Genomic DNA, 25,295 nt, shown 5'->3' on the forward strand with positions numbered 1-25,295 from the left:
CGGAGCGTCGGGACCCACTCAGAATCTGATACTGCGTCAGAACGGGGGCACCGTAGCAATCCGGCCGCGAGATGAGAACACGTAGCACCGCCCCTCTGCCGAGCGGTGGCAAAGGGGCGGTGCCGTCTGGGTCGTGCCGCGGGTCAGGCGGCCGGGGACGCCGGAGCGCTCGGTGTGGCGGGCGGCGTCGCGGGCGGGGTCGTCGGGGTGTCCGGTGCGACCACCTTGAGCTCGATGGTCACCGTGCCGCCGCCGGCGGTGGTGAGCCGCAGGAGGAAGGTGCCGGTCTCGCCGTCCGCGAAGATCTTCGGGAGGGTCAGCAGGCCGTCGGCGCGGGTCTTGAGGTCCGTGAGCGTGCGGACCGGCTTGTCCTCGGGGCCCTTGAAGTACGGACCCTTGTCGTTCGCCGTCGGGTCCTCCGCGCTCTTGATGAGCGTGGCGGTGACCGCGACGCCTTCGGCCGCGGAGCCCTGGTACGTGGCCTTGAGCTCGACCGCCTGCGCGAACTCCGCGCCGGGCGCGGCCGTCAGCACCTCGTGGCTGGTCCGGCGGATCGCGTCCGCGGCACGCGGTACGACGGTGCCGGTGAAGCTGACGGGAGGAAGCGTGCGTCCCACGACCGAGGCCCGCACGGTGAACGTGCCGGTCTTCTCACCGGCCTTGATGACGGGCGCGGCCACGGTGCCGTCGGCGCCGGTGGCGGCGACGGTGCTCGCCTTGCCGCCGGCGAAGCGGGCGTCGGTGTCCCCGACGATCTCGAAGCGGACAGGCTGCTTGGCGACCGTGCGGCCCGCGGCGTTCTTCACGCGGACGGTGGCCTTCTCGGCGAAGTCGCGCCCCGCCATGGCGGTCAGCTCTGCCGCGCCGGCCCGCTCGATGCGGGTGATCGGCGACGGCGGCGTCGTGGTCGGCGGGGGCGTGGTCGGCGGCTTGGTGCCGCCACCGGGCTTGGCCGGCGGCGTCGGCTTGGGCGTCGTCCCCGGAGTGCTGGGCGGCGTCGGGGAGGGCGAGGGCAGCGTCTCGGCGCCGGCGGGGAAGGAGTCGGGCCCGCTCGTGTCGGGCAGGACGCCGGTGCCGTCCGGGACCTCGTGCGTACCGCGCTTGTAGTAGTCGAACCAGGACAGCACCGTCCGCAGGTACTCCTGGGAGTGGTTGTAGCCGAGGATCGCGCGGTCGAGGTGCGACTTGACCCCGAGGTCCCGGTCGCCCGCGCAGAGGTAACGGCCCGCGGCCAGCGCCGCGTCGTAGATGTTGTTCGGGTCCTTGCGGCCGTCGCCGTTGGCGTCCTGGCCCCACGTCGCCCAGGTGGAGGGGATGAACTGCATCGGGCCGACCGCGCGGTCGTGCGTCGAGTCGCCGTCGAAGGCACCGTTGTCGGTGTCCGATATGTTCGCGAAGCCGACGCCGTTGAGCACGGGGCCGAGGATCGGCGAGAAGGTGGTGCCGTCGGCGTCGACCTTGCCGCCGCGCGCCTGGCCGGACTCCACCTTGCCGATGGCGGCGAGCAGTTGCCACGGCACATGGCAGCCGGGGTCCGAGGCCGCGATGGTCTGCTGGGCCTGCTTGTAGGCGGCGAGGACGGTCGCGGGTATGCCCGCTTCCGCCGTTCCGGTCGCCGGCAGGTCGACCGAGGTGCCGGGCTTGTCGGGGGTGTTGAGCGGCGGCAGGTCGGTGTAGTAGGGGGAGTTGCCGGTGACCGGGGTGCCCGGCGGCGGCGTGGCGTCGGACGCCCCCTGGCTGTCACCCGTGGTGGCATGCGTGATGCCGGGCGCCTGTGAGGCGGAGAGTGCGGCCACAGCAGCCGCGGCCACTGCGGTCGTGGTCGCTCCCCTGCGCAGCCGGCGGCCGAATTGCGCTGCCATACGTCTGTTCCCTCCCGAGGTGCCGCGCGCTCCCCAGCGCGATGACTCAGGCGACCCTACGGCACCTATGTGCCTCAGGACACCGTTACCTGACCGGTTTTCACCACTTCGCCATCTCCGGATCCACCGGATTCCGGCACCGGTCCATCACGCATACTGACCGTCAAAGATCCGGATCGGTTCCAGGGGGACTTCACGTATGCCGTTCACGCTGAGCCACGCCGCCGCGGTGCTGCCCGGCATCCGCCGGGACGGACGGGCGCGCGGACCGCTGCTCGCCTCGGCGCTCGTGACGGGTTCGCTCGCGCCGGACATGACGTACTTCGCGGCGACGGCGGTGCCCGGGGCCATGGAGTTCGGGGAGTTCACGCATGCGCCGGCCGGTGTGCTGACCGTCGATGTGGCCGTCGCGGCCGCGCTGGTGGCGGTGTGGCTGATGGTGCGTGACCCGCTGCTGGCCCTGCTGCCCACCCGCTGGCAGGGGCGCGTCCACGCCTGCGTCCGGGGCGAGGGCGGGAGCGGCCGGCGGGACCTGGCCTTCGGGTTCCGCTTCTATGTCTCGGCCGTGCTCGGCGCGCTCACGCATGTGGTGTGGGACGCCTTCACCCATCACGACCGCTGGGGTACCCGGGTGCTGCCGGTGCTCAACGAGACGGTGGCCGGTCTCGGGCTCTTCCAGTACGCGCAGTACGGCAGTTCGGCGCTCGCGCTGGTGGTGCTCGGCTGGTTCCTGATGTCCGCGCTGCGGCGGCAGCCCGCGGCCGCGCCGCCGGCGTCCGTGCCGGTGCTCGACAGCCGGGGGCGGCGGCTCGCCGTGGCCCTGCTGGGAGGTTGCGTCCTGCTCGGCGTCGTCCAGCGGTGTGCTCGCTGGTACGCGTACTACGGGCACATCAGCTCGCCCCTGGACATCATCCCGACGGCCTGCTTCGGGGCGGGTGCGGGGCTCGCGGTGGGCATGGTGGTGTACGGGGCGGGAATGCGCCTGCGCGCACGGGCGGTTGAACGCGTCTGAGCCCCCGCCCCTCCCCCACCGCTTCCGGGCGGGGGACGGACAGAGGCCCGAGCGGGGCCGCCCCGGCGGACAGGGGCCGGAGCGGGACGCTCTTCCTGACGGACGGCAGGCTCAGTGCGCCGCGGACTCCCAGTCCGTGCCGACACCCACCGAGACGTCCAGCGGCGCGCGCAGCGACGTGGCCGCCGACATCTCCCGGCGGACGATCGTCTCCACCTGCTCGCGCTCGCCCGGGGCGATCTCCAGCACGATTTCGTCATGGACCTGGAGCAGCAGCCGCGAGGTGAGCTCCTCCTCGCGCAGGGCCCGGTCCACCCGGAGCATGGCGACCTTGACGATGTCCGCCGCGGTGCCCTGGATCGGGGCGTTCAGCGCCATCCGCTCGGCCGCCTCACGGCGCTGGCGGTTGTCGCTGTTGAGGTCGGGGAGATAGCGGCGACGGCCGAGCATCGTCGCGGTGTACCCCGTCGCCCGCGCCTCGTCCACGACACGGCGCAGATAGTCACGCACGCCGCCGAACCGCTCGAAGTAGGTGTCCATCAGGGCGCGCGCCTCGCCCGCCTCGATGTTCAGCTGCTGGGAGAGGCCGAACGCCGAGAGCCCGTACGCCAGGCCGTACGACATGGCCTTGATCTTCCGGCGCATCTCCGCGTCGACCGCGGACGGCGCGACCTCGAACACCTGGGAGGCGACGGTGTTGTGCAGGTCCTCACCGGAGGCGAAGGCCTCCAGCAGCCCCTCGTCCTCGGAGAGATGGGCCATGACCCGCAGCTCGATCTGGCTGTAGTCGGCGGTCATCAGCGACTCGAAGCCCTCGCCGACGACGAAGCCGCGGCGGATGGCGCGCCCCTCGTCGGTGCGCACCGGCACGTTCTGCAGGTTCGGGTCGGTGGAGGACAGCCGGCCGGTGGCCGCGACGGTCTGGCTGAAGGTGGTGTGGACCCGGCCGTCGGCCGCGATCGTCTTGATCAGCCCCTCGACCGTGGACCGCAGGCGGGCCTGCTCACGGTGGCGCAGCATGATGACCGGCAGTTCGTGCTCGGTCTGGGCCGCCAGCCAGGCCAGCGCGTCCGCGTCCGTGGTGTAACCGGTCTTGGTCTTCTTGGTCTTGGGGAGATTCAGCTCGCCGAAGAAGACTTCCTGGAGCTGCTTGGGCGAACCGAGGTTGAACTCGTGGCCCACCGCGGCGTGCGCCTCCTTCACCGCCTGCTGCACGGCGCCCGCGAACTGCACCTCCATCGCCTCCAGATGGGCGCGGTCGGCCGCGATGCCGTGCCGCTCCATCCGGGCGAGCAGCAGCGAGGTGGGCAGCTCCACGTCGTGCAGCAGCTCGGCGGCGCCGACCTCCTTCAGCTTCTCGCCGAACGCCTCCCCGAGGTCGAGCACCGCGCGGGCCTGTGCCATCAGCGCGTCGGCCTCGGCGCTCTCGTCGGTGCCGAACGCCAGCTGGCCGTCGGCGGTGGCCGGGGCGAGCTCGCGGTGGAGGTACTCGACGGACAGTGCGTCCAGCGCGAAGGAACGGCGCCCGGGCTTGACCAGATAGGCGGCGAGGGCGGTGTCCATGGTGACGCCGGCGATGTCCCAGCCGTGCTCCGGGAAGACCCGCAGCGCTTCCTTGGCGCTGTGCATGACCTTGGGCCTGGCAGGGTCGGCGATCCAGGCGGCGAAGGCGCGCTCGTCGGCCTCGTCCAGCTGTGTGGTGTCGAACCAGGCGGCCGCTCCACCGGCCGCGGCCAGCGCGACCTCGCTGACGCTGCCGACGCCGAGTCCCCAGGCGGTGACGGTGGCGACGCCGAGCAGCTGGGTGCCGTGCTCCGCCAGCCAGGGGGCCAGCTCGCCGGCGCCCAGGACACTGCCGTCCAGCTCGACACCGGCGTCCGGGGCGGGGGCCTCGTCCTCCTCGGCGCCCGGGTCCACGGCGAGCAGCCGCTCGCGCAGGCTCGGATTGCGGATCTCGAGGACTTCCAGGAAGCCCTTCAGCGCGGTCCGGTCGTACGGCGCGCGCTCCAGCTCGGTGACGCCCTTCGACAGCTCGACGTCCCGCACCAGCTCGGTGAGATGGCGGTTGAGCTTGACCGACTCCAGGTGGTCGCGCAGGGCCTGGCCGACCTTGCCCTTGACCTCGTCGGCGCGCTCGACCAGCTCGGCGAACGAGCCGTACTGGGCGATCCACTTGGTGGCCGTCTTCTCGCCGACGCCCGGGATGCCCGGCAGGTTGTCCGACGGGTCACCGCGCAGGGCCGCGAAGTCGGGGTACTGCTGCGGGCTCAGTCCGTACTTCTCCTGGACCTTGGCCGGGGTGAAGCGGGTCAGCTCCGAAACGCCCTTGGTGGGGTAGAGCACGGTGGTGTGATCGCTCACGAGCTGGAAGGAGTCGCGGTCGCCGGTGACGATCAGCACGTCGAAGCCCGCGGCCTCGGCCTGGGTGGCGAGCGTGGCGATGACGTCGTCCGCCTCGAAGCCGTCCACGGCGAACCGCACGGCGTTCATCGTGTCCAGCAGCTCGCCGATCAGCTCGACCTGGCCCTTGAACTCGTCGGGCGTCTTGGAGCGGTTCGCCTTGTACTCGGGGAAGTCCTGGGAGCGCCAGGTCTTGCGGGACACGTCGAAGGCCACGGCGAAATGCGTGGGCGCCTCGTCGCGCAGCGTGTTCGCCAGCATCGACGCGAAGCCGTAGATGGCATTGGTCGTCTGGCCGCTCGCGGTCGTGAAGTTCTCCGCGGGCAGCGCGAAGAACGCCCGGTACGCCAGGGAGTGCCCGTCCATGAGGAGCAGGCGCGGACGGTTGTCGTCTGGGGTCTTCTTCGATGCTGTCTCAGCCACGGACACGATCCTGCCACGGACCACTGACATTGCCGCTCACACCGCCCGCCGCCGAGCACTCCGGAGCGACGGGTGACGGGATCGGCGGCGCCCGTGACAGGATTGGATGCATACGACACAGGAACGCGCCCGAGGGGGAGCACGATGGCCAGCAAGCCGCCCGCAGGTGATCCGGCCCAGAACGCTCCGCAGGTCGCCGAACCGCAGCGCGCGGCGGCCGGCCTGCCCGCCGTCGGGTACACACTCAAGATCGCCCGGCAGCAGATGGGCGTGCGGCGGACCGCGCAGACCCTCCTCAAGGTCAACCAGAAGGACGGCTTCGACTGCCCCGGGTGCGCCTGGCCGGAGGGTGATCACCGGCACACGGCGGAGTTCTGCGAGAACGGCGCGAAGGCCGTCGCCGAGGAGGCGACGCTGCGGCGGGTCACCCCCGACTTCTTCGCCCGGCACTCACTCGCGGACCTGGCCTCGCGCAGTGGGTACTGGCTCGGTCAGCAGGGCCGGATCACCCAGCCCATGTATCTGCCCGAGGGCGCCGACCGGTACGAGGCCGTCGGCTGGGAGCGGGCCTTCGAGATCATCGCCGAGGAGCTGACCGCGCTCTCCTCCCCCGACGAGGCTCTCTTCTACACCTCGGGCCGCACGAGCAACGAAGCGGCGTTCCTGCTCCAGCTCTTCGCCCGCGAGTTCGGCACCAACAACCTGCCCGACTGCTCGAACATGTGCCACGAGTCCTCGGGCTCGGCGCTGACCGAGACGATCGGCATCGGCAAGGGCAGTGTCTCGCTGGAGGATCTCCACCAGGCGGACCTGATCATCGTGGCCGGCCAGAACCCCGGCACCAACCACCCCCGGATGCTCTCCGCGCTGGAGAAGGCGAAGGCGGCGGGCGCACGGATCATGTCGGTGAACCCGCTGCCCGAGGCGGGCATGGAGCGGTTCAAGAATCCGCAGACCCCGCTTGGCATGATCAAGGGCGTCGCGCTCAACGATCTGTTCCTCCAGATCCGCATCGGCGGCGACCAGGCCCTGTTCCGGCTGCTGAACAAGCTGGTCCTTCAGACGCAGGGGGCCGTCGACGAGGAGTTCGTCCGCGAACACACCCACGGGTACGAGGAGTTCGCCGCCGCGGCGCGGACCGCCGACTGGGACGAGACGCTGGCCGCCACGGGCCTGGACCGGGCCGCCATCGAGCGGGCGCTGGCGATGGTGCTGGAGTCGAAGCGGACCGTCGTGTGCTGGGCGATGGGCCTGACCCAGCACAAGCACTCCGTGGCGACGATCCGCGAGGTCGTCAACTTCCTGCTGCTGCGCGGCAACATCGGCCGCCCGGGCGCCGGTGTCTGTCCGGTGCGCGGGCATTCCAACGTCCAGGGCGACCGCACCATGGGCATCTTCGAGCGGCCCGCCCCGGCGTTCCTGGACGCCCTGGAGCGGGAGTTCGGCTTCGCGCCGCCGCGCCACCACGGATTCGACGTCGTACGGTCGATCCGGGCGCTCCGGGACGGCGAGGCGAAGGTCTTCTTCGCCATGGGCGGCAACTTCGTGGGCGCCACACCCGACACCGAGGTCACCGAGGCGGCCGTGCGCCGGGCCCGGCTCACGGTCCATGTCTCGACCAAGCTGAACCGCTCGCACGCCGTCACGGGTGCGCGGGCCCTGATCCTCCCCACACTGGGGCGCACCGACAAGGACGTCCAGGCCGGCGGACGCCAGGTGGTGACCGTCGAGGACTCCATGGGCATGGTGCACGCCTCGCGCGGCAACCTCGCCCCGGCGAGCCCTCATCTGCTCTCCGAGCCGGCGATCGTCGCCCGGCTGGCGCGGGCGGTCCTCGGGCCGGAGTCGCTGACGCCGTGGGAGGAGTTCGAGAAGGACTACGGAACGATCCGGGACCGCATCGCGCGCGTGGTGCCGGGCTTCGAGGACTTCAACACGAAGATCGCCCGGCCCGGCGGCTTCACGCTGCCGCACGCCCCGCGCGACGAACGGCGCTTCCCGACGGCCACCGGCAAGGCCAACTTCACGGCCGCGCCGATCGAATACCCGAAGGTGCCCGCGGGCCGGCTGCTGCTCCAGACCCTGCGTTCGCACGATCAGTACAACACCACGATCTACGGTCTCGACGACCGCTACCGCGGGATCAAGGGCGGCCGCCGGGTGGTCCTGGTGAACCCGGACGACGCGGCCGAGCTGGGCCTCGGCGACGGTTCGTACACCGATCTGGTCAGCGAGTGGAAGGACGGCGTGGAGCGGCGGGCCGCCGGTTTCCGGGTGGTCCACTACCCGACCGCCCGGGGCTGCGCCGCGGCGTACTACCCGGAGACCAATGTGCTGGTGCCGCTGGACTCGACCGCGGACACCAGCAACACACCGGCGAGCAAGTCCGTGGTGGTGCGGTTCGAGCAGGCCGGATGACGGCGGGGCGGGAATGATCCCGCCCGGGCTAAGCGTTCGCTCAGGCATCTGGTAAGACGGTGCACACAGCACGCAAGGCAGCAGAACGGAGCCGGGCCCCATGGGCGAGCAGAAGACCGTCAACTTCCCGCAAGAGGTCATCGACGAGTACGCGGAGCTCGGGGTCGACCTGCCCGCGCTCTTCTCGGCGGGGACCCTGGGCGACCGTATGGGCGTGGAGATCACCGACGCCTCGGCGGAGCGGGTGGTCGGCACGATGCCCGTCGAGGGCAACACCCAGCCGTACGGACTGCTGCACGGCGGCGCCTCGGCCGTCCTCGCGGAGACGCTCGGCTCCGTGGGCTCGATGCTGCACGGCGGCACCGGCAAGATCGCGGTCGGGGTGGACCTCAACTGCACGCACCACCGGGGCGTGCGCTCGGGCACGGTGACCGGCGTGGCGACGCCGGTGCACCGGGGCCGCTCGACGGCGACGTACGAGATCGTGATCACGGACGAGCAGGGCAAGAGGGTGTGCACGGCGCGGCTGACGTGTCTGCTGCGGGACGCGGGCGGAGCGCCGAGCTCCGCTTCTTGACCGCAGCCCCGCCCCGGGGAGCGACAGCACGGGAACTCCGCGGCTGCCGCCCCCCGGGCAGATCGATGCCCGCCGCCCTGCTACACGCAGCTCTGTTGAGTTACCCATCGTGACGTTCTAGCGTCGGCGTATGAGGACTGCCCGGCACCCCGCCGCCTCCCTGGCCGCGTGCGCGCTGGCGCTCGCCTGCGCGACGGCGGGCTGCTCCGCGGACGGCACCTCCGGCGGGTCCGGCGCCCCAACCACCGCTCCCCGCGCGTCCTCGGCGGCGGACATCTGCACAAGTCTCGTGTCCTACTGGGCCAAAGAGACCCTCAAGGGCAGCAAGGCGGCCGGAATCGACTGGGAGCAGAAGGGGCTGTCCAACGAGCAGTACGCGATCCACGAGGAGATCGTCGCCGCGGGCCGCTCCGAGGAACGGCGCCAAGGCCGCGAAAAGGCACTCGCGTTGATCGACAGACAGGCTCGCGAATGCTGCGCCGCCCGGAACGGCGCGACCGGCAGCTCGGAGAACTGGCGCCCACCGCGATGACACGCCGGCACGGCGTCGCAGCACCTCCCGCCGCGACGGTTACACAGAGCTGCCGCGGCGAAGCCAGGCACCAAGAGCCGCCGAATCCCGGCGCGTTGGCGACGCGCTGTACTCGTGGGGGCCGCGACACACCTCGCGCCCTCCCCGCGGTTCAATGGTTCCGGGGCGTCCACCGGCGATGCGCCGGAGCCCCGGAGACACCGGAGACGTACAGGGACCGAACGGGCGGCCCCGGCGTCAACCAGGCAGCGGAGTACGGCCATTCAGGCGGCCCCTGACCACGACAGTCGTACACGGAACACCGATTATCGTGCGCTCGCCGGACGATCCGCCATCGCGTCGGGGAGCCTCCGGTCCGCCACCGGCGACGGTCGCCGACAGAGCCCGCTTCGGGCATGGATCTTGACCACCGCGCCGTCGCGGGAGAGGAACGACGGCGCGCCGCGGCGCCGCCGCGGCCGCTGCGGTCATCACGCTCCGTAATGGATGCGCGAGCGGGAAATCCAACCGGGCGGTTCACCAGCTCGTCACGAATGGGCTTCCGTGCGGCCTTTTCTCGATCTTGCCGATGTCAGTACCAAGATCGCCCCAAGCCCCTTAGCGGAACTGCGCGTTCTCACCATGTGGGCTGAAACGCCGGTGAAATGTGCGCCCGATCTGTCCACACTCCCCCACCAAGTCTTGGCCTTGGCATAACAAGAGCGTCACATCCTGACTTCCCGGCTCCCCGACCCCGTCGGCTCCGCTTAGAGTCACGGCCAGTCACCGCGCCGCCGGGCGCATCACAAGCACGGCCGTGTACCCCCCAGTACGGCCCGGCGACCAAACGGCACCTCAGGGGAGGGGCCGCGCCAGGGAAAGGACTTATCGTGCGCAACCGTTCCTTGCTCATTCTCACCACCGTGGTCACCACGGGAGCACTCACTCTCACCGCCTGCGGCTCGCGCGACGACGACAAGGGCAACGACAGCGGGGGCAAGACCACCGTGGTCATCGGTGTGGACGCCCCGCTGACGGGCTCGCTGTCCGCCCTGGGCCAGGGAATCAAGAACTCCGTGGACCTCGCGGCCAAGACCGCGAACAAGAACAACGAGGTCCCGGGCGTTGAATTCAAGGTCGAATCCTATGACGACCAGGCAATTCCTGCCTCGGGTCAGGCAAACGCCACCAAACTCGTAGGCAATAAGGATGTTCTCGGTGTCGTCGGCCCGCTGAACTCCGGCGTTTCCCAGTCGATGCAGGGTGTGTTCAACACGGCGAACCTCACGCAGGTCTCGCCCGCGAACACCAACCCGTCCCTCTCCCAGGGCGACAACTGGGGCAAGGGCGAGAAGAAGCGTCCGTTCAAGACGTACTTCCGTACCGCCACCACGGACGTCATCCAGGGCAAGTTCGCCGCCCAGTACCTGTACAACGACGCCAAGAAGAAGAAGGTCTACGTCGTCGACGACAAGCAGACCTACGGCGCCGGCCTCGCCGCGATCTTCTCCGCGGAGTTCAAGCGCCTCGGCGGCACCATCGCCGGCACCGACCACGTCACGGTGAAGGAGACCGACTTCTCCTCCACCGCCGACAAGGTCAAGGCGTCCGGCGCGGACTCGGTCTACTTCGGTGGCCAGTACCCCGAGGGCGGTCTGCTCTCGGACCAGGTCAAGAAGGCCGGAGCCAAGATCCCCACCATGGGTGGCGACGGCATCTACGACCCCGCCTTCATCAAGGCCTCCGGTGTCGCGAACGACGGTGACCTGGCGACCTCGGTCGGCTACCCGGTCGAGAAGCTCCCGACCGCCAAGAAGTTCATCGCCGACTACCAGGCCGGCGGCTACAAGGACCCGTACGCGGCGTACGGCGGCTACTCCTACGACGCCGGCTGGGCCATCATCCAGGCGGTCAAGGCGGTCGTCGCCGCCAACGACGGCAAGGTGCCGGACGACGCCCGCGCCAAGGTCGTCGAGGCCATGTCCAAGGTGTCGTTCGACGGCGTCTCCGGCAAGGTCGCCTTCGACGAGTTCGGTGACACCACGAACAAGCAGCTGACCGTCTACAAGGTCACGGGCGCTGACTGGAAGGACGTCAAGAGCGCCACGTTCGAGGACTGATCCACCGCATTACCCCCCTGCATCACATGAACCAGGCCGCGCGAGGGCGCAAACAGCGCCCTCGCGCGGTGTCATATCCGACACGCTCATCGGAGGCCCTGCGGTGAACGAACTGCCGCAACAGCTGGCCAACGGCCTTGCCCTCGGTGCCCTTTATGGCCTCATCGCCATCGGGTACACCATGGTCTACGGCATCGTCCAGCTCATCAACTTCGCCCACGGCGAGATCTTCATGATCGGGGGCTTCGGCGCCCTCACCACCTACTTGATGCTCCCCAGCGGAACATCACTTCTGGTGTCGATACCCCTCATGATCATCGGCGGCGCCATAGCCTCCGTCGCCGTTGCCACCGCCGCGGAACGCTTTGCCTACCGGCCGCTGCGAGGCGCCCCCAGGCTGGCGCCCCTGATCACCGCGATCGGCCTGTCCATCGCACTCCAACAACTCATCTGGGGCTTCTACCCCGACGCCAAGGCGGCCCGGAGCTTCCCGGAGTTCACCGGCGAGTCCTTCAAGATCCTGGACAACCTCAGCATCCAGCGCGCAGACGCCTTCGTCCTGGTCCTCGCACCGCTGTGCATGCTCGGCCTCGGCATCTTCGTCTCGAAGAGCCGCAGCGGCCGGGCCATGCAGGCCACCGCCCAGGACCCGGACACCGCGAAGCTGATGGGTATCAACACCGACCGCATCATCGTGATGGCGTTCGCCATCGGTGCCGCGTTCGCCGCGGTCGCCGCGGTCGCGTACGGACTCGACAAGGGCCAGATCAACTTCGAGATGGGCTTCATCCTCGGACTCAAGGCGTTCACCGCCGCGGTCCTCGGAGGCATCGGCAACATCTACGGAGCCATGGTCGGCGGCGTCGTCCTGGGTCTCGCGGAATCCCTGTCGATCGCGTACATCGAAGAGATCCCCGGAATGCAGCAGCTCGGCGGTGGCGCCTGGTCCAACGTCTGGGCATTCGTACTTCTCATCGTCGTGCTTCTCGTCAGGCCGCAGGGCTTGTTGGGTGAGCGCGTCGCGGATCGGGCGTGAGAACGATGACCACCGACATCACCAAGACGACCGACGTCCCCGCGTCGGACAACGCCTCGCGCGTCACCGCGCTGCGCTGGCTCGCCGCGGTCGGCGGAATCGCCACCATCGCCAGCACCTTCATGTCCTGGACGTACACCTCCGAGTTCCCCGGTGACCTCACGGTCTACGGATACCCGGGCGGGCTTCAGGTCCTCACCCTCGTGGCGGGCCTGGTCATCGTCCTGTTCGCACTCGCCTCGCTGGGCATCAAGGGCCTCGGCTGGCTCGCCCCCACAGGCACCACCAAGGCCCTGCAGCTGCTGGCACTGGGCGCCTTCGGCACCACCTGGTTCACGGTCATCGCCATCGCCGTCGAACTCGGCGGCGTGATCAACCTCGAGCCGGGCGGCTATGTCGCGGCCGTGACCTCGGCCATCCCCGTCGCCGCCGCCTACATGCTCCCCGACGACACCCGCAAGGCGCAGCGCCCCAAGGAACTCCCCTCCTGGGCCGAGATCCTCATCGTGGTCGCCGCGTTCGCCGTCGGCATGTACGTGATCACCTACGGCATCGACACCGAGTACGCCGAGCTGTTCACCGGCTACCTCATCACCGTCGGCTTCGCCGTGGCGGCGCTCTTCAAGGCCGGGCTCGTCGCGCGGCTCTCGGGGCTCACCGCGAAGTACCGCCAGGTGACCCTCATCGCCGCGTTCGTCGCGGCGGCCGCGTTCCCCTTCACGCAGAACACCGACACGTACACGCTCATCGCGGTCAACATCCTGATCTTCGCGACCGTCGCCCTGGGCCTGAACATCGTCGTCGGCCTCGCGGGCCTGCTCGACCTCGGTTACGTCGCCTTCCTCGGCGTCGGCGCGTACACCGCCGCCCTCGTCTCCGGTTCGACGGCATCCGCGTTCGACGTGCACTTCCCGTTCTGGGCCGCCGTCCTCACCGGTGCGGCCGTCTCACTGATCTTCGGTGTCGTCATCGGCGCACCGACCCTGCGGCTGCGCGGCGACTACCTCGCCATCGTGACCCTCGGCTTCGGTGAGATCTTCCGCATCGCGATGGGCAACCTCGACGGTGTCTCGGGCCCCCAGATCACCAACGGCCCGAACGGCATCCCGAACATCCCGGACCTCAACTTCTTCGGGTACAACTTCGGGGAGTCGCACACCATCGCGGGCATCGAGCTCGGCAGCTACGCCAACTACTACCTGCTGATGCTGCTCGCGATGGTCCTGGTCGTCCTGGTCTTCAGCCGGGCGGGCAGCTCCCGCATCGGCCGCGCCTGGGTGGCCATCCGCGAGGACGAGACCGCCGCGACGGCCATGGGCATCAACGGCTTCCGGGTCAAGCTCATCGCGTTCGCACTCGGCGCGACCCTCGCCGGCCTCGCCGGCACCGTGCAGGCACACGTCCAGCACACCGTCGTCCCGGAGATGTACCAGTTCGCCGGCCCGGTCCCGCCCAACTCCGCCTTCCTGCTGGCGGCCGTCATCCTCGGCGGTATGGGCACCATCAGCGGACCGCTCCTCGGCGCCACACTGCTCTACATGATCCCGGCGAAGCTGCAGTTCCTCCAGGACTACCAGCTCCTCGGCTTCGGTATCGCGCTGATCCTGCTGATGCGGTTCCGCCCGGAGGGCCTCATCGCCAACCGCCGCGCCCAGCTCGAGTACCACGAGAACGATCAACTCGACGTACCGGAAAAGGGTCTGCCCGACTCCGGCGTCGGCATCGCCAAGGCTGGGGCGTGAACGACATGACGACCACCACCACGACCACCACGGCCGAGGCCGTGCTGGAAGCGACCGGAGTCACCATGCGCTTCGGCGGTCTGACCGCCGTGCGCTCGGTCGACCTCACGGTGCGGGCCGGCGAGATCGTCGGCCTCATCGGCCCGAACGGTGCGGGAAAGACCACCTTCTTCAACTGCCTCACCGGTCTGTACATCCCCACCGAGGGCAAGGTCAGCTACAAGGGCTCGGTCCTGCCGCCCAAGCCGCACCTCGTCACCAAGGCCGGTGTGGCCCGGACGTTCCAGAACATCAGGCTCTTCGCCAACATGACGGTCCTGGAGAACGTCCTCGTCGGACGGCACACCCGGACCAAGGAAGGCCTCTGGTCGGCGCTGCTGCGCGGCCCCGGCTTCAAGAAGGCCGAAGCAGCGTCGCACGCACGGGCCATGGAACTCCTGGAGTTCATCGGGCTCGACCACAAGGCCGACCACCTCGCCCGCAACCTGCCCTACGGCGAACAGCGCAAGCTGGAGATCGCCCGGGCACTCGCGAGCGACCCCGGCCTGCTGCTCCTCGACGAGCCGACGGCCGGCATGAACCCGCAGGAGACCCGGGCGGCCGAAGAGCTCATCTTCGCCATCCGGGACCAGGGCATCGCCGTACTCGTCATCGAGCACGACATGCGCTTCATCTTCAACCTGTGCGACCGCGTCGCCTGTCTCGTCCAGGGCGAGAAGCTCGTCGAGGGCACACCCCAGGTCGTCCAGGGTGACGAGCGCGTCGTGGCCGCCTACCTGGGAACGCCCTTCGAGGGTGAGCCCGGTGCGGCGGAGGCGGCCGAGGTCGAGGCCGCCGAGACGCAGAGCACCACCAGCACCACCAGCACCACCAGCCCGGAAGGGGACGCCAAGTGACCGCACTTCTGGAGGTCGAGGACCTCAGGGTCGCCTACGGCAAGATCGAGGCCGTCAAGGGCATCTCCTTCAGCGTCGAGGCCGGTCAGGTCGTGACCCTCATCGGCACCAACGGCGCCGGAAAGACCACGACGCTGCGGACGCTGTCCGGACTGCTGAAGCCCGCCGGAGGACGGATCGTCTTCGACGGCAAGCCGCTCACGGGAGTTCCGGCACACAAGATCGTGTCGCTGGGCCTGGCCCACTCCCCCGAGGGCCGGCACATCTTCCCGCGTCTGTCGATCACCGAGAACCTCCAGCTCGGCGCGTTCCTGCGCACCGACAAGGCGGGCATCGAGAAGGACATCCAGCGCGCCTACGACCTGTTCCCGATCCTGGGAGAGCGCAGGAAGCAGGCCGCCGGAACCCTCTCGGGCGGTGAGCAGCAGATGCTGGCGATGGGCCGCGCGCTGATGTCGCAGCCGAAGCTGCTGATGCTGGACGAGCCCTCCATGGGTCTCTCCCCGATCATGATGCAGAAGATCATGGAGACGATCTCCGAGCTGAAGTCCCGGGGCACCACCATCCTTCTGGTGGAGCAGAACGCCCAGGCGGCTCTCTCGCTGGCCGACTACGGCCATGTGATGGAGGTCGGCGAGATCAAGCTCACCGGCACGGGCGAGAGCCTGCTGCACGACGAGAACGTCCGCAAGACGTACCTCGGCGAGGACTGACCGACCCGCACCCGCACGGAGAAGGGCCCGCACCCCGGGATCAGGGGGTGCGGGCCCTTCTCGTACGTGCTGCGCGGGGCGTACGAGGCATACGAGGGCGTACGACGGGCAAGAGGCCGGAACCTACTGCCCCTTCGCCGCCTTCTTCTCCTCCGCGTCCTCGATGACCGCCTCCGCCACCTGCTGCATCGACAGCCTGCGGTCCATCGAGGTCTTCTGGATCCAGCGGAACGCGGCCGGCTCCGTCAGGCCGTACTGCGTCTGCAGAATGCTCTTCGCACGGTCCACCAGCTTGCGCGTCTCCAGCCGCTGCGAGAGGTCCGCGACCTCCTTCTCCAGCGCCTTCAGCTCCGTGAAGCGGGACACCGCCATCTCGATTGCGGGGACCACGTCGCTCTTGCTGAACGGCTTCACCAGGTACGCCATCGCGCCCGCGTCCCTGGCCCGCTCCACGAGGTCGCGCTGCGAGAACGCGGTCAGCATCAGCACCGGCGCGATGGACTCCTCGGCGATCTTCTCCGCGGCCGAGATGCCATCCAGGACCGGCATCTTCACATCGAGGATGACCAGGTCGGGCCGGTGCTCCCGGGCGAGCTCGACCGCGCGCTGTCCGTCGCCGGCCTCGCCGACGACCGCGTAGCCCTCTTCCTCCAGCATCTCTTTGAGGTCGAGACGGATGAGGGCCTCGTCCTCCGCGATCACGACGCGGGTGGTGAGCGGGGGAACGTGCGACGCGTCGTCGTCGGTGGGGGGCTGGGGCGAGTCGGGGGCGGTCACGGGACTCCTCTTTGCAGGGCAGCTACAGCTCCTCCGAGCCTACCCAGCTGAACCGGCGGGCGGTCACCGGGTACACTCCCACAAGCGAAACCGGCCGGGTTGGTGGAACGGTATACACGGAGGTCTCAAACACCTCTGCCCGAGAGGGCTTGCGGGTTCGAGTCCCGCACCCGGTACGCCTGGACAAGTGGATGTTCCCGTTCGCGTGGAACATCCACTTTTTGCTGCTCAGCGACATGCGCTGTCGCGCAGAGTAGTCGTATGAGAGTCCATGGCACTGATGTGCGCCGGAAAGCCTTGTCGCTCCTTCACGGCGGCGCCCGGAACGCGGATGTGGCGCGCCGGCTGGACGTGCCTCTCGGCACCGTCGCGTACTGGCTCCACATGGACCGGGCCGAGCGCGGCGAATGCCCGGGCTCGCACGATCCGGAGTGCCCTCGATGCGACGACCGCGCCCTGGACGGGAGCGCGTACGCGTACCTCTTGGGGCTCTATCTCGGCGACGGGCACATCAGCCACTACTCCGGGCATCGGGTGCCCAACCTCATGATCACCTGTGGGGACGCATGGCCCGGCCTCATGGACGAGGCCGAGCGGGCGATACGCACCGTCTTCCCCGAGAACCGGGTGTGCCGTGTCCGCAGGACGGGCTGCCACAACGTGAAGGTCTATTCGAAGCACCTCACGTGCCTCTTCCCTCAGCACGGAGCCGGCAAGAAGCACGAACGCCGCATCGCCCTCGAAGACTGGCAACAGGCGATCGTGGACCGGAATCCGTGGGAATTCGTCCGCGGTCTGGTCCACTCCGACGGCTGCCGGAACATGAACTGGACCACCCGCCTCGTGGGCGGTGAGGTCAAGCGCTACGAATACCCGCGCTACTGGTTCACCAATGTCTCCGACGACATCAGGCAGCTGTACACCGACACCCTCGACAAGCTCGGAGTCGAGTGGAAGCACTGCACCCGGGCCGGGAGGCCGTACAACATCTCCGTCGCCCGCCGGGCTTCCGTCGCCCTCATGGACCAGCACATCGGGCCGAAGTACTGAGCACGCGTCCGCACTCCGGCCCGTGCCACCTACTTCGGGCTGTCGTCCTCGCCGATGTGGTGCACCCGCACCAGATTCGTCGAGCCCGCGACACCCGGCGGTGAGCCCGCCGTGATCACCACGATGTCGCCCTTCCGGCAGCGGCCGATCTTCAGCAGCTCCTCGTCGACCTGGGCCACCATCGCGTCGGTGGAGCCGACCTGCGGGCCGAGGAAGGTCTCCACTCCCCAGGTGAGGTTGAGCTGGGAGCGGGTGGCCGGGTCGGGGGTGAAGGCCAGCAGGGGGATCGGGGAGCGGTAGCGGGAGAGCCGCCTGACCGTGTCGCCGGACTGGGTGAACGCGACCAGGAACTTGGCGCCCAGGAAGTCGCCCATCTCGGCGGCCGCGCGGGCCACCGCGCCACCCTGGGTGCGGGGCTTGTTGCGGTCGTTCAGCGGCGGAAGGCCCTTGGCGAGTACGTCCTCCTCGGCCGCCTCGACGATGCGGCTCATGGTGCGGACCGTCTCGACCGCGTACTTGCCGACGCTCGTCTCGCCCGAGAGCATCACGGCGTCGGTGCCGTCGATGACGGCGTTGGCCACGTCGGAGGCCTCGGCGCGGGTGGGGCGGGAGTTCTCGATCATCGAGTCCAGCATCTGCGTGGCCACGATGACCGGCTTCGCGTTGCGCTTGGCGAGTTTGATCGCGCGCTTCTGGACGATCGGGACCTGCTCCAGCGGCATCTCGACGCCCAGGTCGCCGCGGGCGACCATGATGCCGTCGAACGCGGCCACGATGTCGTCGATGTTGTCGACGGCCTGCGGCTTCTCGACCTTCGCGATGACGGGGAGCCGGCGCCCCTCCTCCTTCATGATGCGGTGGACGTCCTCGATGTCCTTGCCGCTGCGGACAAAGGAGAGGGCGATGATGTCCGCGCCGATCCGCAGGGCCCAGCGGAGGTCGTCGATGTCCTTCTCGGACAGGGCGGGGACGGAGACGGCGACACCGGGGAGATTGAGGCCCTTGTGGTCGGAGACCATGCCGCCCTCGATCACGGTGGTCGTGACCCGGGGGCCGTCGACCGCCGTCACTTCGAGGGCGACCTTGCCGTCGTCGACGAGGATGCGCTCACCCGTGGTGACATCGGCGGCGAGTCCGTCGTAGGTGGTGCCGCAGATGTGGCGGTCGCCCTCCATCGGCTCGACGGTGATGACGAATTCGTCGCCGCGTTCAAGCAGTACGGGACCTTCACGAAAGCGTCCGAGGCGAATCTTCGGACCTTGAAGGTCGGCGAGGACACCGACGCTGCGGCCCGTTTCGTCGGACGCTTTGCGTACGCGCTGATAGCGCTCCTCGTGCTCGGCGTAGGTGCCGTGGCTGAGGTTGAATCGGGCAACGTCCATTCCGGCCTCGACCAGTGCCTTGATCTGGTCGTACGAGTCGGTGGCGGGCCCCAGAGTACAAACGATTTTTGCTCGGCGCATGGTTCGAGCCTAGAGCTTACCGACGGGTAGAGAATTGGCCGGGCATGACTACTCAACAACCTTTACGTGAAGGCTTATTGACAAGTGTTGAATTGTGCGCGGGGGCGCTCCGATGAGCAATTGCGCCGATCGGGGCACCCGGCCGTCACAGTGCCGGTGGCGTCATGGTGAAGCGGGCGTTGACCTGCGCATAGACCGTCTGCCGCTGTGGTTCGAGGTCGAGTGCGGGGGCCATCTCGGCGCTGTCGGCCGCTCCGTAGGCGGCCATGCGCATTCCGCCGGGGGCCGGTGGCACTCCGTAACCGACGGCGTTCTCGGCTCCGAGATCGGCGAGTTCCACCAGCGCGGCGAGGCGTGCGCCGAGGGCCTCCGCGTACTCCCGGGCGCGCTGGACGGCTTCGAGCACCGCCTGCCGGCGGGCTTCGCCGTGGGCGGGTGAGTCGGGGCGCAGCGCCCACCAGGGGCCGTCGACCCGGGTGAGGTCGAGGTCGGCGAGGCGGGTGGTGAGTTCGCCGAGGGCGGTGAAGTCGGAGAGTTCGGCGGTGATGTGTACCCGGCCGTGGTAGGCGCGGATGCGTTCGGCGCGGCCGTGCCGGGTGAGTTCGGGGGTGATGGAGAAGGCGCCGGTCTCCAGTTTCTCCACGGCGTCGCCGTAGGACTTGATGAGGTCGAGGACCGCCGTGTTGCGGTGGGTGAGGTCTTCGAGTGCGGTGCGCCGGTCGGTGCCGCGTGCGCTGACGGCGACGCCGATCCGCGCGATCTCGGGGTCGAACTCCAGGCGGGCCTCTCCGCGGACGGCGACCCGCGGGGTCTCGGGGGTGCCGTACGGCGCGGCGGTGGGCGGTGCGTCGGTGGTCACGGTGACTCCCTCGTACGGCGTGGTCGTGCCGGCGGACGTGTCCGCCACTCTCGCATCCCGGGTGTGCGACCGGCAGACACCAGATCGAAACCCGCGGGGGGTGTCGCACGGCACCGCCCCTGGGCCAGAATCTACGCGCGTTGTGCCTGTGAACCGAGAGAACGAGGGATACGAAATGCCGCTGAACCGTAGGACGTTCCTGGAGCGATCCGCCGCCGCCGGGGCCGGGGTGGCCATCGCCGGCAGCGCCGCCGTGCCCGCCGCGGCCGACGAGCGTGCCTCCGGTCGTCCGCCGAAGCGGTACTCGTTCACCGTCATGGGCACCACCGATCTGCACGGCAATGTCTTCAACTGGGACTACTTCACCGACAAGGAGTTCGACGACAAGGCGCACAACGATGTGGGCCTGGCGAAGATCTCCACGCTGGTGAACCGGATCCGCGAGGAGAAGGGCCGGCGCAACACGCTGCTCATCGACGCCGGCGACACCATCCAGGGCACCCAGCTGTCGTACTACTACGCGAAGGTCGACCCGATCACGGCCGAGCGCGGTCCGGTGCACCCCATGGCCCAGGCCATGAACGCGATCGACTACGACGCCGCGGCGCTCGGCAACCACGAGTTCAACTACGGCATCCCGGTGCTGCGCAAGTTCGAGGAGCAGTGCCGCTTCCCGCTGCTCGGCGCCAACGCGCTGGATGCCAAGACGCTGCGCCCGGCGTTCGCGCCGTACAGCATGCATCGCATGTCCACGCCGTGCGGCCGGGATGTGAAGGTCGCGGTCCTCGGGCTCACCAACCCGGGTATCGCCATCTGGGACAAGGCCAATGTGCAGGGCAAGATGGTCTTCCCGGGTCTCGAGGAGCAGGCCGCCAAGTGGGTGCCGAAGCTGCGTTCCATGGGCGCCGACGTCGTCATCGTCTCCGCCCACTCTGGTTCCAGCGGTACCTCGTCCTACGGTGACCAGCTGCCGCACATCGAGAACGCGGCCGGTCTGGTCGCCGAGCAGGTGCCCGGTATCGACGCGATCCTCGTCGGTCACGCGCACACCGAGATCGCCGAGTACTTCGTGACCAACAAGGAGACCGGCGCGAAGGTCGTGCTCTCCGAACCGCTGAAGTGGGGCCAGCGGCTCACCCTGTTCGACTTCGACCTGGTGTGGAGCAAGGGCCGCTGGACGGTGGAGAAGGTCGGCGCCCAGGTGCTGAACTCGAACACCGTCGAGGAGGACCCGAAGATCACCCGGCTGCTCGGCGACGAGCACAAGAAGGTCGTCGCCTACGTCAACCAGGTCATCGGCACCTCCGTCACCGCGATGACCACGGCCGATGCGCCGTGGAAGGACGAGCCGATCATCGATCTGATCAACCACGTCCAGCAGGAGACGGTGAAGGCGGCGCTGGCCGGCGGCCAGTGGGCGGCGCTGCCGGTGCTCTCGCAGGCGTCCTGCTTCTCGCGGACCGCGGCGATCCCGGCCGGCAACGTGACCATCAAGGACGCCGCGGGGCTGTATCCGTTCGAGAACACGCTGGAGGCGCGGCTGCTCACGGGCGCGCAGCTGAAGGACTATCTGGAGTTCTCGGCGCGGTACTACGTGCAGACGCCGGCGGGTGGCCCGGTGGACACGGCCAAGCTGACGAACGCCGACAACACGCCGGACTACAACTACGACGCGATCTCGGGTCTGACGTACGAGATCGACATCGCGAAGCCGGCGGGCTCGCGGATCGCCGCGCTGTCCTTCGACGGCGAGCCGATCGACCCGGCGGCGCAGTTCGTGCTCGCCGTGAACAACTACCGGGCGAGCGGCGGCGGCAACTTCCCGCATGTGGCGGGCTCCCAGCAGCTGTGGGCGAACTCGGAGGAGATCCGCAACACGATCATCTCCTGGGTGACGGCGAAGGGCACGGTGGACCCGGCGCAGTTCGCGTCGGTGGGCTGGAAGCTGACGCGTGAGGGCACGCCGGTCTTCTGACCGTCCGCGTGTCGGGAGGCGTTCAGTTTCCCTGGGCGAGGGGCGTGAGTTCCATCGCCTGCCCGGGGACCCTGGGCGCCTCCCGGCGTTCCAGGCCGAAGCTGGTGAAGGCCGTACGCCGGGGCATGGGGTAGGGCTCCTTGCCGGTCAGGGAGTTGAGGATGGCGGCGCTGCGCCAGGCGGCGAGGCCGAGATCGGGCGCGCCGACGCCGTGGCTGTGCTTCTCCGCGTTCTGCACATACACCGAGCCGGTCACCGATTCGTCGAGGACGAGCTTGAACTCTCCGTCGACGCGTGGCCGGCCGGAGGCGTCATGGCGGATGTACGGGTCCAGTCCGGCGAGCATCCGGTCGACGGGGCGCTCGCGGTAGCCCGTGGCCAGGATGACAGCGTCGGTGGTGAGGCGGGAGCGGGTGCCCTGCTGCAGGTGTTCCAGATGGAGTTCGATCTTGGTGGTGGCGACCCGGCCCGCGGTGCGGACGCCGACGCCGGGTGTGAGGACGGCGTCGGGCCAGCCGCCGTGCAGGGTCCGGCGGTAGAGCTCCTCGTGGATGGCCGCGACGGTGTCGCCGGCGATGCCCTTGTGGAGCTGCCACTGCTGCGGGACGAGCCGGTCGCGGGTCTGCTCGGGCAGGGCGTGGAAGTAGCGGGTGTAGTCGGGGGTGAAGTGCTCCAGGCCGAGCTTGGAGTACTCCATGGGGGCGAACGCCTCGGTCCTGGCGAGCCAGTGCAGCTTCTCCGCGCCGGCGAGGCGGGCCCGCAGCAGGTCGAGGAAGACCTCGGCGCCCGACTGTCCGGAGCCGATGACCGTGATGTGCTCGGCCTCCAGCAGCCGTTCCCGGTGGTCGAGGTAGTCGGCGGAGTGGATCACGGGGACGGCGGGGGCCTCGGCGAGCGGGCGCAGCGGTTCGGGGACGTACGGTTCGGTGCCGACGCCGAGGACGATGCTGCGGGCGTAGCTGCGGCCGAGTGCCTCCGCCTCGCCGTCGGCGTCGAGCTGGGTGAAGTCGACCTCGAACAGGGCGCGTTCGGGGTTCCAGCGGACGGCGTCGATCTGGTGGCCGAAGTGCAGACCCGGGAGATTGTCGCTGACCCAGCGGCAGTAGGCGTCGTATTCGGCACGCTGGATGTGGAACTTCTCGGCGAAGTAGAAGGGGAACAGCCGCTCGCGGGCGCGCAGATGGTTCAGGAAGCTCCAGGGGCTCGCCGGGTCGGCGAGGGTCACCAGGTCGGCAAGGAAGGGGACCTGGAGGGTGGCGCCCTCGATCAGCAGTCCGGGGTGCCAGCTGAAGGCCGGCCGCTGTTCGTAGAAGGCGGTGGTGAGCCCGCCGTGGACGCCGTCGGCGAGGGCCGCGAGCGACAGGTTGAACGGGCCGATGCCGATGCCGACGAGGTCGAGGGGCTGGGTGTCCCCCCAGGTTCCCTCGGGGGCGTGGGACGGTTCGGGTGCGGGCGTACCGGTCATCGGTGGGTGCTGCCTTCCACGAGTTCGAGCAGTTTTTCCAGGTCGCCGGTTGTGGCGTGCGGGTTCAGGAGCGTGGCTTTGAGCCAGAGGCGGCCGTCGGCGTGGGCGCGGCCGAGCACGGCACGGCCTTCGGTGAGCAGGACACGGCGGATCCGCGCGGTCTGCTCGTCGTCGGCCGCGACGGGCCGGAACAGCACCGTCGAGAGGGCGGGGCGGTCGTGGAGCTCCAGCCCGGGGTGCTGGTCGACGAGGTCCGCGAGCTGACCGGCGGCGGCGCAGACGCGGTCGACGAGCTCGCCGAGTCCGGCGCGGCCGAGGGCTCGGAGCGTGACGGCGACCTTGAGGACGTCGGGCCGCCGTGTCGTGCTGAGCGAACGGCCGAGCAGGTCGGGCAGTCCGGCTTCGGTGTCGTCGTCGGCGTTGAGGTACTCGGTCCGGACGCCGAGCGGGTCGAGACGGGACCGGTCGGGCACCGCGAACACTCCGGCGGCGACGGGCTGCCAGCCGAGTTTGTGCAGGTCGAGGGTGACGGAGTGGGCGCGCTCCAGCCCGGTCAGCAGGCCGCGGTGCCGGTCGCTGAAGAGCAGCGGGCCGCCGTAGGCGGCATCGACGTGGAGTTCGGCGCCGTGGCGCGCGCAGAGGTCGGCGATCTCGGGCAGAGGATCGATTCGCCCGGTGTCGGTGGTGCCCGCGGTGGCGACGACGAGGCAGGGTCCCGGGAGGTCCGTGAGCGCCTCGTCGAGACCGGCGGGGTCGAGCACACCGGATCCGGCGGGGACGGCCACCGGCTCGGGCAGTCCGAGCAGCCAGGCGGCCCGGTGCACGGAGTGGTGGGTGGCGGCGCCGCAGATCACCTGGACCGCGCCGTGCCGCTCGCGGGCGAGGAGCAGCCCGAGCCTGTTGGACTCCGTACCGCCGGTGGTGAACAGGGCGTCGGGCGCGGGCGCCGCGGGATAGACCTCGTGGGCGAGTGCCCGGGCGACGGCGGTCTCCAGCTCCGAGGCGGCGGGTGCCTGGTCCCAGGAGTCCATGGAGGGGTTGAGCGCGGAGGCGGCGAGATCGGCGGCGACGGCGAGGGCGAGGGGCGGTGTGTGCAGATGCGCCGCGCACAGGGGGTCCGCGGGGTCGGCGGCGCCGTGCGTGAGGGCGCGTACGAGGCTGCGCAGCGCCTCCTCGGCACCGGTGCCTTGCTCGGGGAGAACGGCCCCGGCGGCCTCACGCAGCCGCACGGCGACGGGCCCGGGCCCCCCGGGAGGCAGGGGCCCACCGCGCCCGGCCGCGCCGTCCCGCAGCGCGTCGAGCACGACGTCGAGCAGGGGCCGCAGGGCGTCGGGGCCTGTGGTTCCTCCCGCGAGAGGCGGCGTACTCATGGAGGTTCCTTCGGGTGTCGCCGGGCTGGTCACCCCGGGGTGATGAGGGTGCGCACGATGCTCAACGACAGGGACGGGCAAGGGGTATTGGCGCGCGGGGAAGGTGGGCGGGGGGGCGAGGTGTGTGCGGGGTCCGCGGCGGGGCGCCGGTGGTGTTCGGCGGGCTGACTCGCGCGCCGGGGTGCGGGAGCGGGGGGCGGGGGTTCAACCGGCGGTCGGGGCACGGGGGTTCGTGGCGTGCGCCCCCGTGCGAGACAGGCGACCCGGGGCCCGGGACTTCCGGGGCAACGGGGCGTGCTCCCGTGTGTCAGCGCTCATCGGCCGCCCGGACGCGGAGGGTTGCAGGGTGCGGTGGCGCGTGACAGCCGGCATTCGAGGGACGGGAATCGTGGCGTTCGCCTGCGCGAGACAGGCCCCCCGGGGGGCCGGGGACTCCCGGGGCAGCAGGGCGTGCCCCCGTGCGTCAGCGCTCATCGGCCGCCCGGATGCGGAAGGCTGCAGGGTGCGGTGGCGCGTGACAACCGGCCTCCGAGGGACGGGAATCGTGGCGTTCGCCTGCGGGCGCTGGAGGCTTACGGGGCAGCGTGGGCGGCACGCGTGCGTCCACTTGCGGGCAGCGCGCGGGG

18 protein-coding genes and 1 tRNA gene are annotated in these 25,295 nt (G+C 69.8%); 12 read left to right on the top strand and 7 right to left on the bottom strand.

What is annotated here, in order from left to right:
• Nucleotides 1–143 precede the first annotated feature (143 nt).
• Entirely contained in the window at nt 144–1,862 is a 1,719-nt protein-coding gene (locus tag OHA05_RS08565; RefSeq protein ID WP_328860213.1) for a lytic transglycosylase domain-containing protein, read from the bottom strand.
• A gap of 199 nt (nt 1,863–2,061) precedes the next feature.
• Here OHA05_RS08565 and OHA05_RS08570 point away from each other — a divergent pair, with 199 nt between their 5' ends.
• A complete protein-coding gene (locus OHA05_RS08570; RefSeq protein WP_313946969.1) occupies nt 2,062–2,874 on the top strand; it encodes a DUF4184 family protein in 813 nt (270 codons plus the stop codon).
• A 111-nt stretch (nt 2,875–2,985) separates the two neighbouring features.
• Here the strand turns inward: OHA05_RS08570 and polA are convergent, their stop codons facing one another.
• Entirely contained in the window at nt 2,986–5,640 is a 2,655-nt protein-coding gene (gene polA, locus OHA05_RS08575; RefSeq protein WP_313949053.1) for a DNA polymerase I, read from the bottom strand.
• A gap of 201 nt (nt 5,641–5,841) precedes the next feature.
• Between polA and OHA05_RS08580 the strand changes: the two genes are divergently transcribed.
• The 8 genes from OHA05_RS08580 to OHA05_RS08615 all read left to right on the top strand — a co-directional run bounded on the left by OHA05_RS08580 (nt 5,842) and on the right by OHA05_RS08615 (nt 15,710).
• The gene (locus OHA05_RS08580) at nt 5,842–8,115 is read left to right on the top strand and encodes an FdhF/YdeP family oxidoreductase (RefSeq protein ID WP_328860214.1); all 2,274 of its coding nucleotides are present in this window, start codon (nt 5,842–5,844) and stop codon (nt 8,113–8,115) included.
• 100 nt (nt 8,116–8,215) lie between these two features.
• Nucleotides 8,216–8,692, top strand: coding sequence for a PaaI family thioesterase (locus tag OHA05_RS08585; RefSeq protein ID WP_313946966.1), 477 nt, complete (start codon nt 8,216–8,218; stop codon nt 8,690–8,692).
• Nucleotides 8,693–8,822: 130 nt separating this feature from the next.
• On the top strand, nt 8,823–9,224 hold the full coding sequence (locus OHA05_RS08590) for a hypothetical protein (protein ID WP_328860215.1): 402 nt from the start codon (nt 8,823–8,825) through the stop codon (nt 9,222–9,224).
• Nucleotides 9,225–10,093: 869 nt separating this feature from the next.
• Nucleotides 10,094–11,323: a branched-chain amino acid ABC transporter substrate-binding protein gene (locus OHA05_RS08595; RefSeq protein ID WP_313946964.1), complete on the top strand. Its 1,230-nt coding sequence runs from the start codon at nt 10,094–10,096 to the stop codon at nt 11,321–11,323.
• Nucleotides 11,324–11,426: 103 nt separating this feature from the next.
• Nucleotides 11,427–12,359 (top strand): branched-chain amino acid ABC transporter permease, encoded by a 933-nt coding sequence (locus OHA05_RS08600; protein ID WP_313946963.1) that lies wholly within the window; start codon nt 11,427–11,429, stop codon nt 12,357–12,359.
• Nucleotides 12,360–12,364: 5 nt separating this feature from the next.
• The gene (locus OHA05_RS08605) at nt 12,365–14,101 is read left to right on the top strand and encodes a branched-chain amino acid ABC transporter permease (RefSeq protein WP_328863355.1); all 1,737 of its coding nucleotides are present in this window, start codon (nt 12,365–12,367) and stop codon (nt 14,099–14,101) included.
• Nucleotides 14,102–14,106: 5 nt separating this feature from the next.
• Nucleotides 14,107–14,997, top strand: coding sequence for an ABC transporter ATP-binding protein (locus OHA05_RS08610; protein WP_313949051.1), 891 nt, complete (start codon nt 14,107–14,109; stop codon nt 14,995–14,997).
• Nucleotides 14,994–15,710, top strand: a complete 717-nt coding sequence (locus OHA05_RS08615) for an ABC transporter ATP-binding protein (RefSeq protein ID WP_313946962.1) — start codon at nt 14,994–14,996, stop codon at nt 15,708–15,710. The genes OHA05_RS08610 and OHA05_RS08615 overlap by 4 nt, the downstream gene beginning before the upstream one ends.
• Before the next feature lie 123 nt (nt 15,711–15,833).
• Here OHA05_RS08615 and OHA05_RS08620 read toward each other — a convergent pair whose 3' ends face one another.
• Nucleotides 15,834–16,487: an ANTAR domain-containing response regulator gene (locus OHA05_RS08620; RefSeq protein WP_327684811.1), complete on the bottom strand. Its 654-nt coding sequence runs from the start codon at nt 16,485–16,487 to the stop codon at nt 15,834–15,836.
• 93 nt (nt 16,488–16,580) lie between these two features.
• On the opposite strand from OHA05_RS08620, the gene OHA05_RS08625 reads away from it, so the two are divergent.
• Nucleotides 16,581–16,663: transfer RNA gene (locus OHA05_RS08625), tRNA-Leu, on the top strand.
• 85 nt (nt 16,664–16,748) lie between these two features.
• Complete coding sequence (locus OHA05_RS08630) at nt 16,749–17,537, top strand: helix-turn-helix domain-containing protein (protein WP_328860216.1); 789 nt, start codon at nt 16,749–16,751, stop codon at nt 17,535–17,537.
• Between the two features lie 29 nt (nt 17,538–17,566).
• On the opposite strand, the gene pyk is transcribed toward OHA05_RS08630, so the two are convergent.
• A complete protein-coding gene (gene pyk / locus OHA05_RS08635; RefSeq protein ID WP_313946959.1) occupies nt 17,567–19,000 on the bottom strand; it encodes a pyruvate kinase in 1,434 nt (477 codons plus the stop codon).
• A 145-nt stretch (nt 19,001–19,145) separates the two neighbouring features.
• Nucleotides 19,146–19,859 carry an SIMPL domain-containing protein gene (locus OHA05_RS08640; protein WP_313949050.1) on the bottom strand — a complete coding sequence of 238 codons (714 nt, stop codon included), beginning with the start codon at nt 19,857–19,859 and terminating at the stop codon, nt 19,146–19,148.
• A gap of 175 nt (nt 19,860–20,034) precedes the next feature.
• Between OHA05_RS08640 and OHA05_RS08645 the strand changes: the two genes are divergently transcribed.
• Nucleotides 20,035–21,834, top strand: a complete 1,800-nt coding sequence (locus tag OHA05_RS08645; protein ID WP_328860217.1) for a bifunctional metallophosphatase/5'-nucleotidase — start codon at nt 20,035–20,037, stop codon at nt 21,832–21,834.
• Nucleotides 21,835–21,856: 22 nt separating this feature from the next.
• Here OHA05_RS08645 and OHA05_RS08650 read toward each other — a convergent pair whose 3' ends face one another.
• Entirely contained in the window at nt 21,857–23,299 is a 1,443-nt protein-coding gene (locus tag OHA05_RS08650; protein WP_328860218.1) for a lysine N(6)-hydroxylase/L-ornithine N(5)-oxygenase family protein, read from the bottom strand.
• Nucleotides 23,296–24,669, bottom strand: coding sequence for a pyridoxal phosphate-dependent decarboxylase family protein (locus OHA05_RS08655; RefSeq protein ID WP_328860219.1), 1,374 nt, complete (start codon nt 24,667–24,669; stop codon nt 23,296–23,298). The genes OHA05_RS08650 and OHA05_RS08655 overlap by 4 nt, the downstream gene beginning before the upstream one ends.
• Nucleotides 24,670–25,295: the final 626 nt, after the last annotated feature.

This window comes from Streptomyces sp. NBC_00306 (assembly GCF_036169555.1).
Classification (GTDB): Bacteria; Actinomycetota; Actinomycetes; order Streptomycetales; family Streptomycetaceae; genus Streptomyces; species Streptomyces achmelvichensis.

Coding starts and splice junctions, on each gene's coding strand:
- OHA05_RS08565 (WP_328860213.1), bottom strand. CDS start 1,862: ATGGCAGCGCAATTCGGCCGCCGGCTGCGCAGGGGAGCGACCACGACC.
- OHA05_RS08570 (WP_313946969.1), top strand. CDS start 2,062: ATGCCGTTCACGCTGAGCCACGCCGCCGCGGTGCTGCCCGGCATCCGC.
- polA (WP_313949053.1), bottom strand. CDS start 5,640: ATGGACGGGCACTCCCTGGCGTACCGGGCGTTCTTCGCGCTGCCCGCG.
- OHA05_RS08580 (WP_328860214.1), top strand. CDS start 5,842: ATGGCCAGCAAGCCGCCCGCAGGTGATCCGGCCCAGAACGCTCCGCAG.
- OHA05_RS08585 (WP_313946966.1), top strand. CDS start 8,216: ATGGGCGAGCAGAAGACCGTCAACTTCCCGCAAGAGGTCATCGACGAG.
- OHA05_RS08590 (WP_328860215.1), top strand. CDS start 8,823: ATGAGGACTGCCCGGCACCCCGCCGCCTCCCTGGCCGCGTGCGCGCTG.
- OHA05_RS08605 (WP_328863355.1), top strand. CDS start 12,365: ATGACCACCGACATCACCAAGACGACCGACGTCCCCGCGTCGGACAAC.
- OHA05_RS08610 (WP_313949051.1), top strand. CDS start 14,107: ATGACGACCACCACCACGACCACCACGGCCGAGGCCGTGCTGGAAGCG.
- OHA05_RS08630 (WP_328860216.1), top strand. CDS start 16,749: ATGAGAGTCCATGGCACTGATGTGCGCCGGAAAGCCTTGTCGCTCCTT.
- pyk (WP_313946959.1), bottom strand. CDS start 19,000: ATGCGCCGAGCAAAAATCGTTTGTACTCTGGGGCCCGCCACCGACTCG.
- OHA05_RS08645 (WP_328860217.1), top strand. CDS start 20,035: ATGCCGCTGAACCGTAGGACGTTCCTGGAGCGATCCGCCGCCGCCGGG.
- OHA05_RS08650 (WP_328860218.1), bottom strand. CDS start 23,299: ATGACCGGTACGCCCGCACCCGAACCGTCCCACGCCCCCGAGGGAACC.
- OHA05_RS08655 (WP_328860219.1), bottom strand. CDS start 24,669: ATGAGTACGCCGCCTCTCGCGGGAGGAACCACAGGCCCCGACGCCCTG.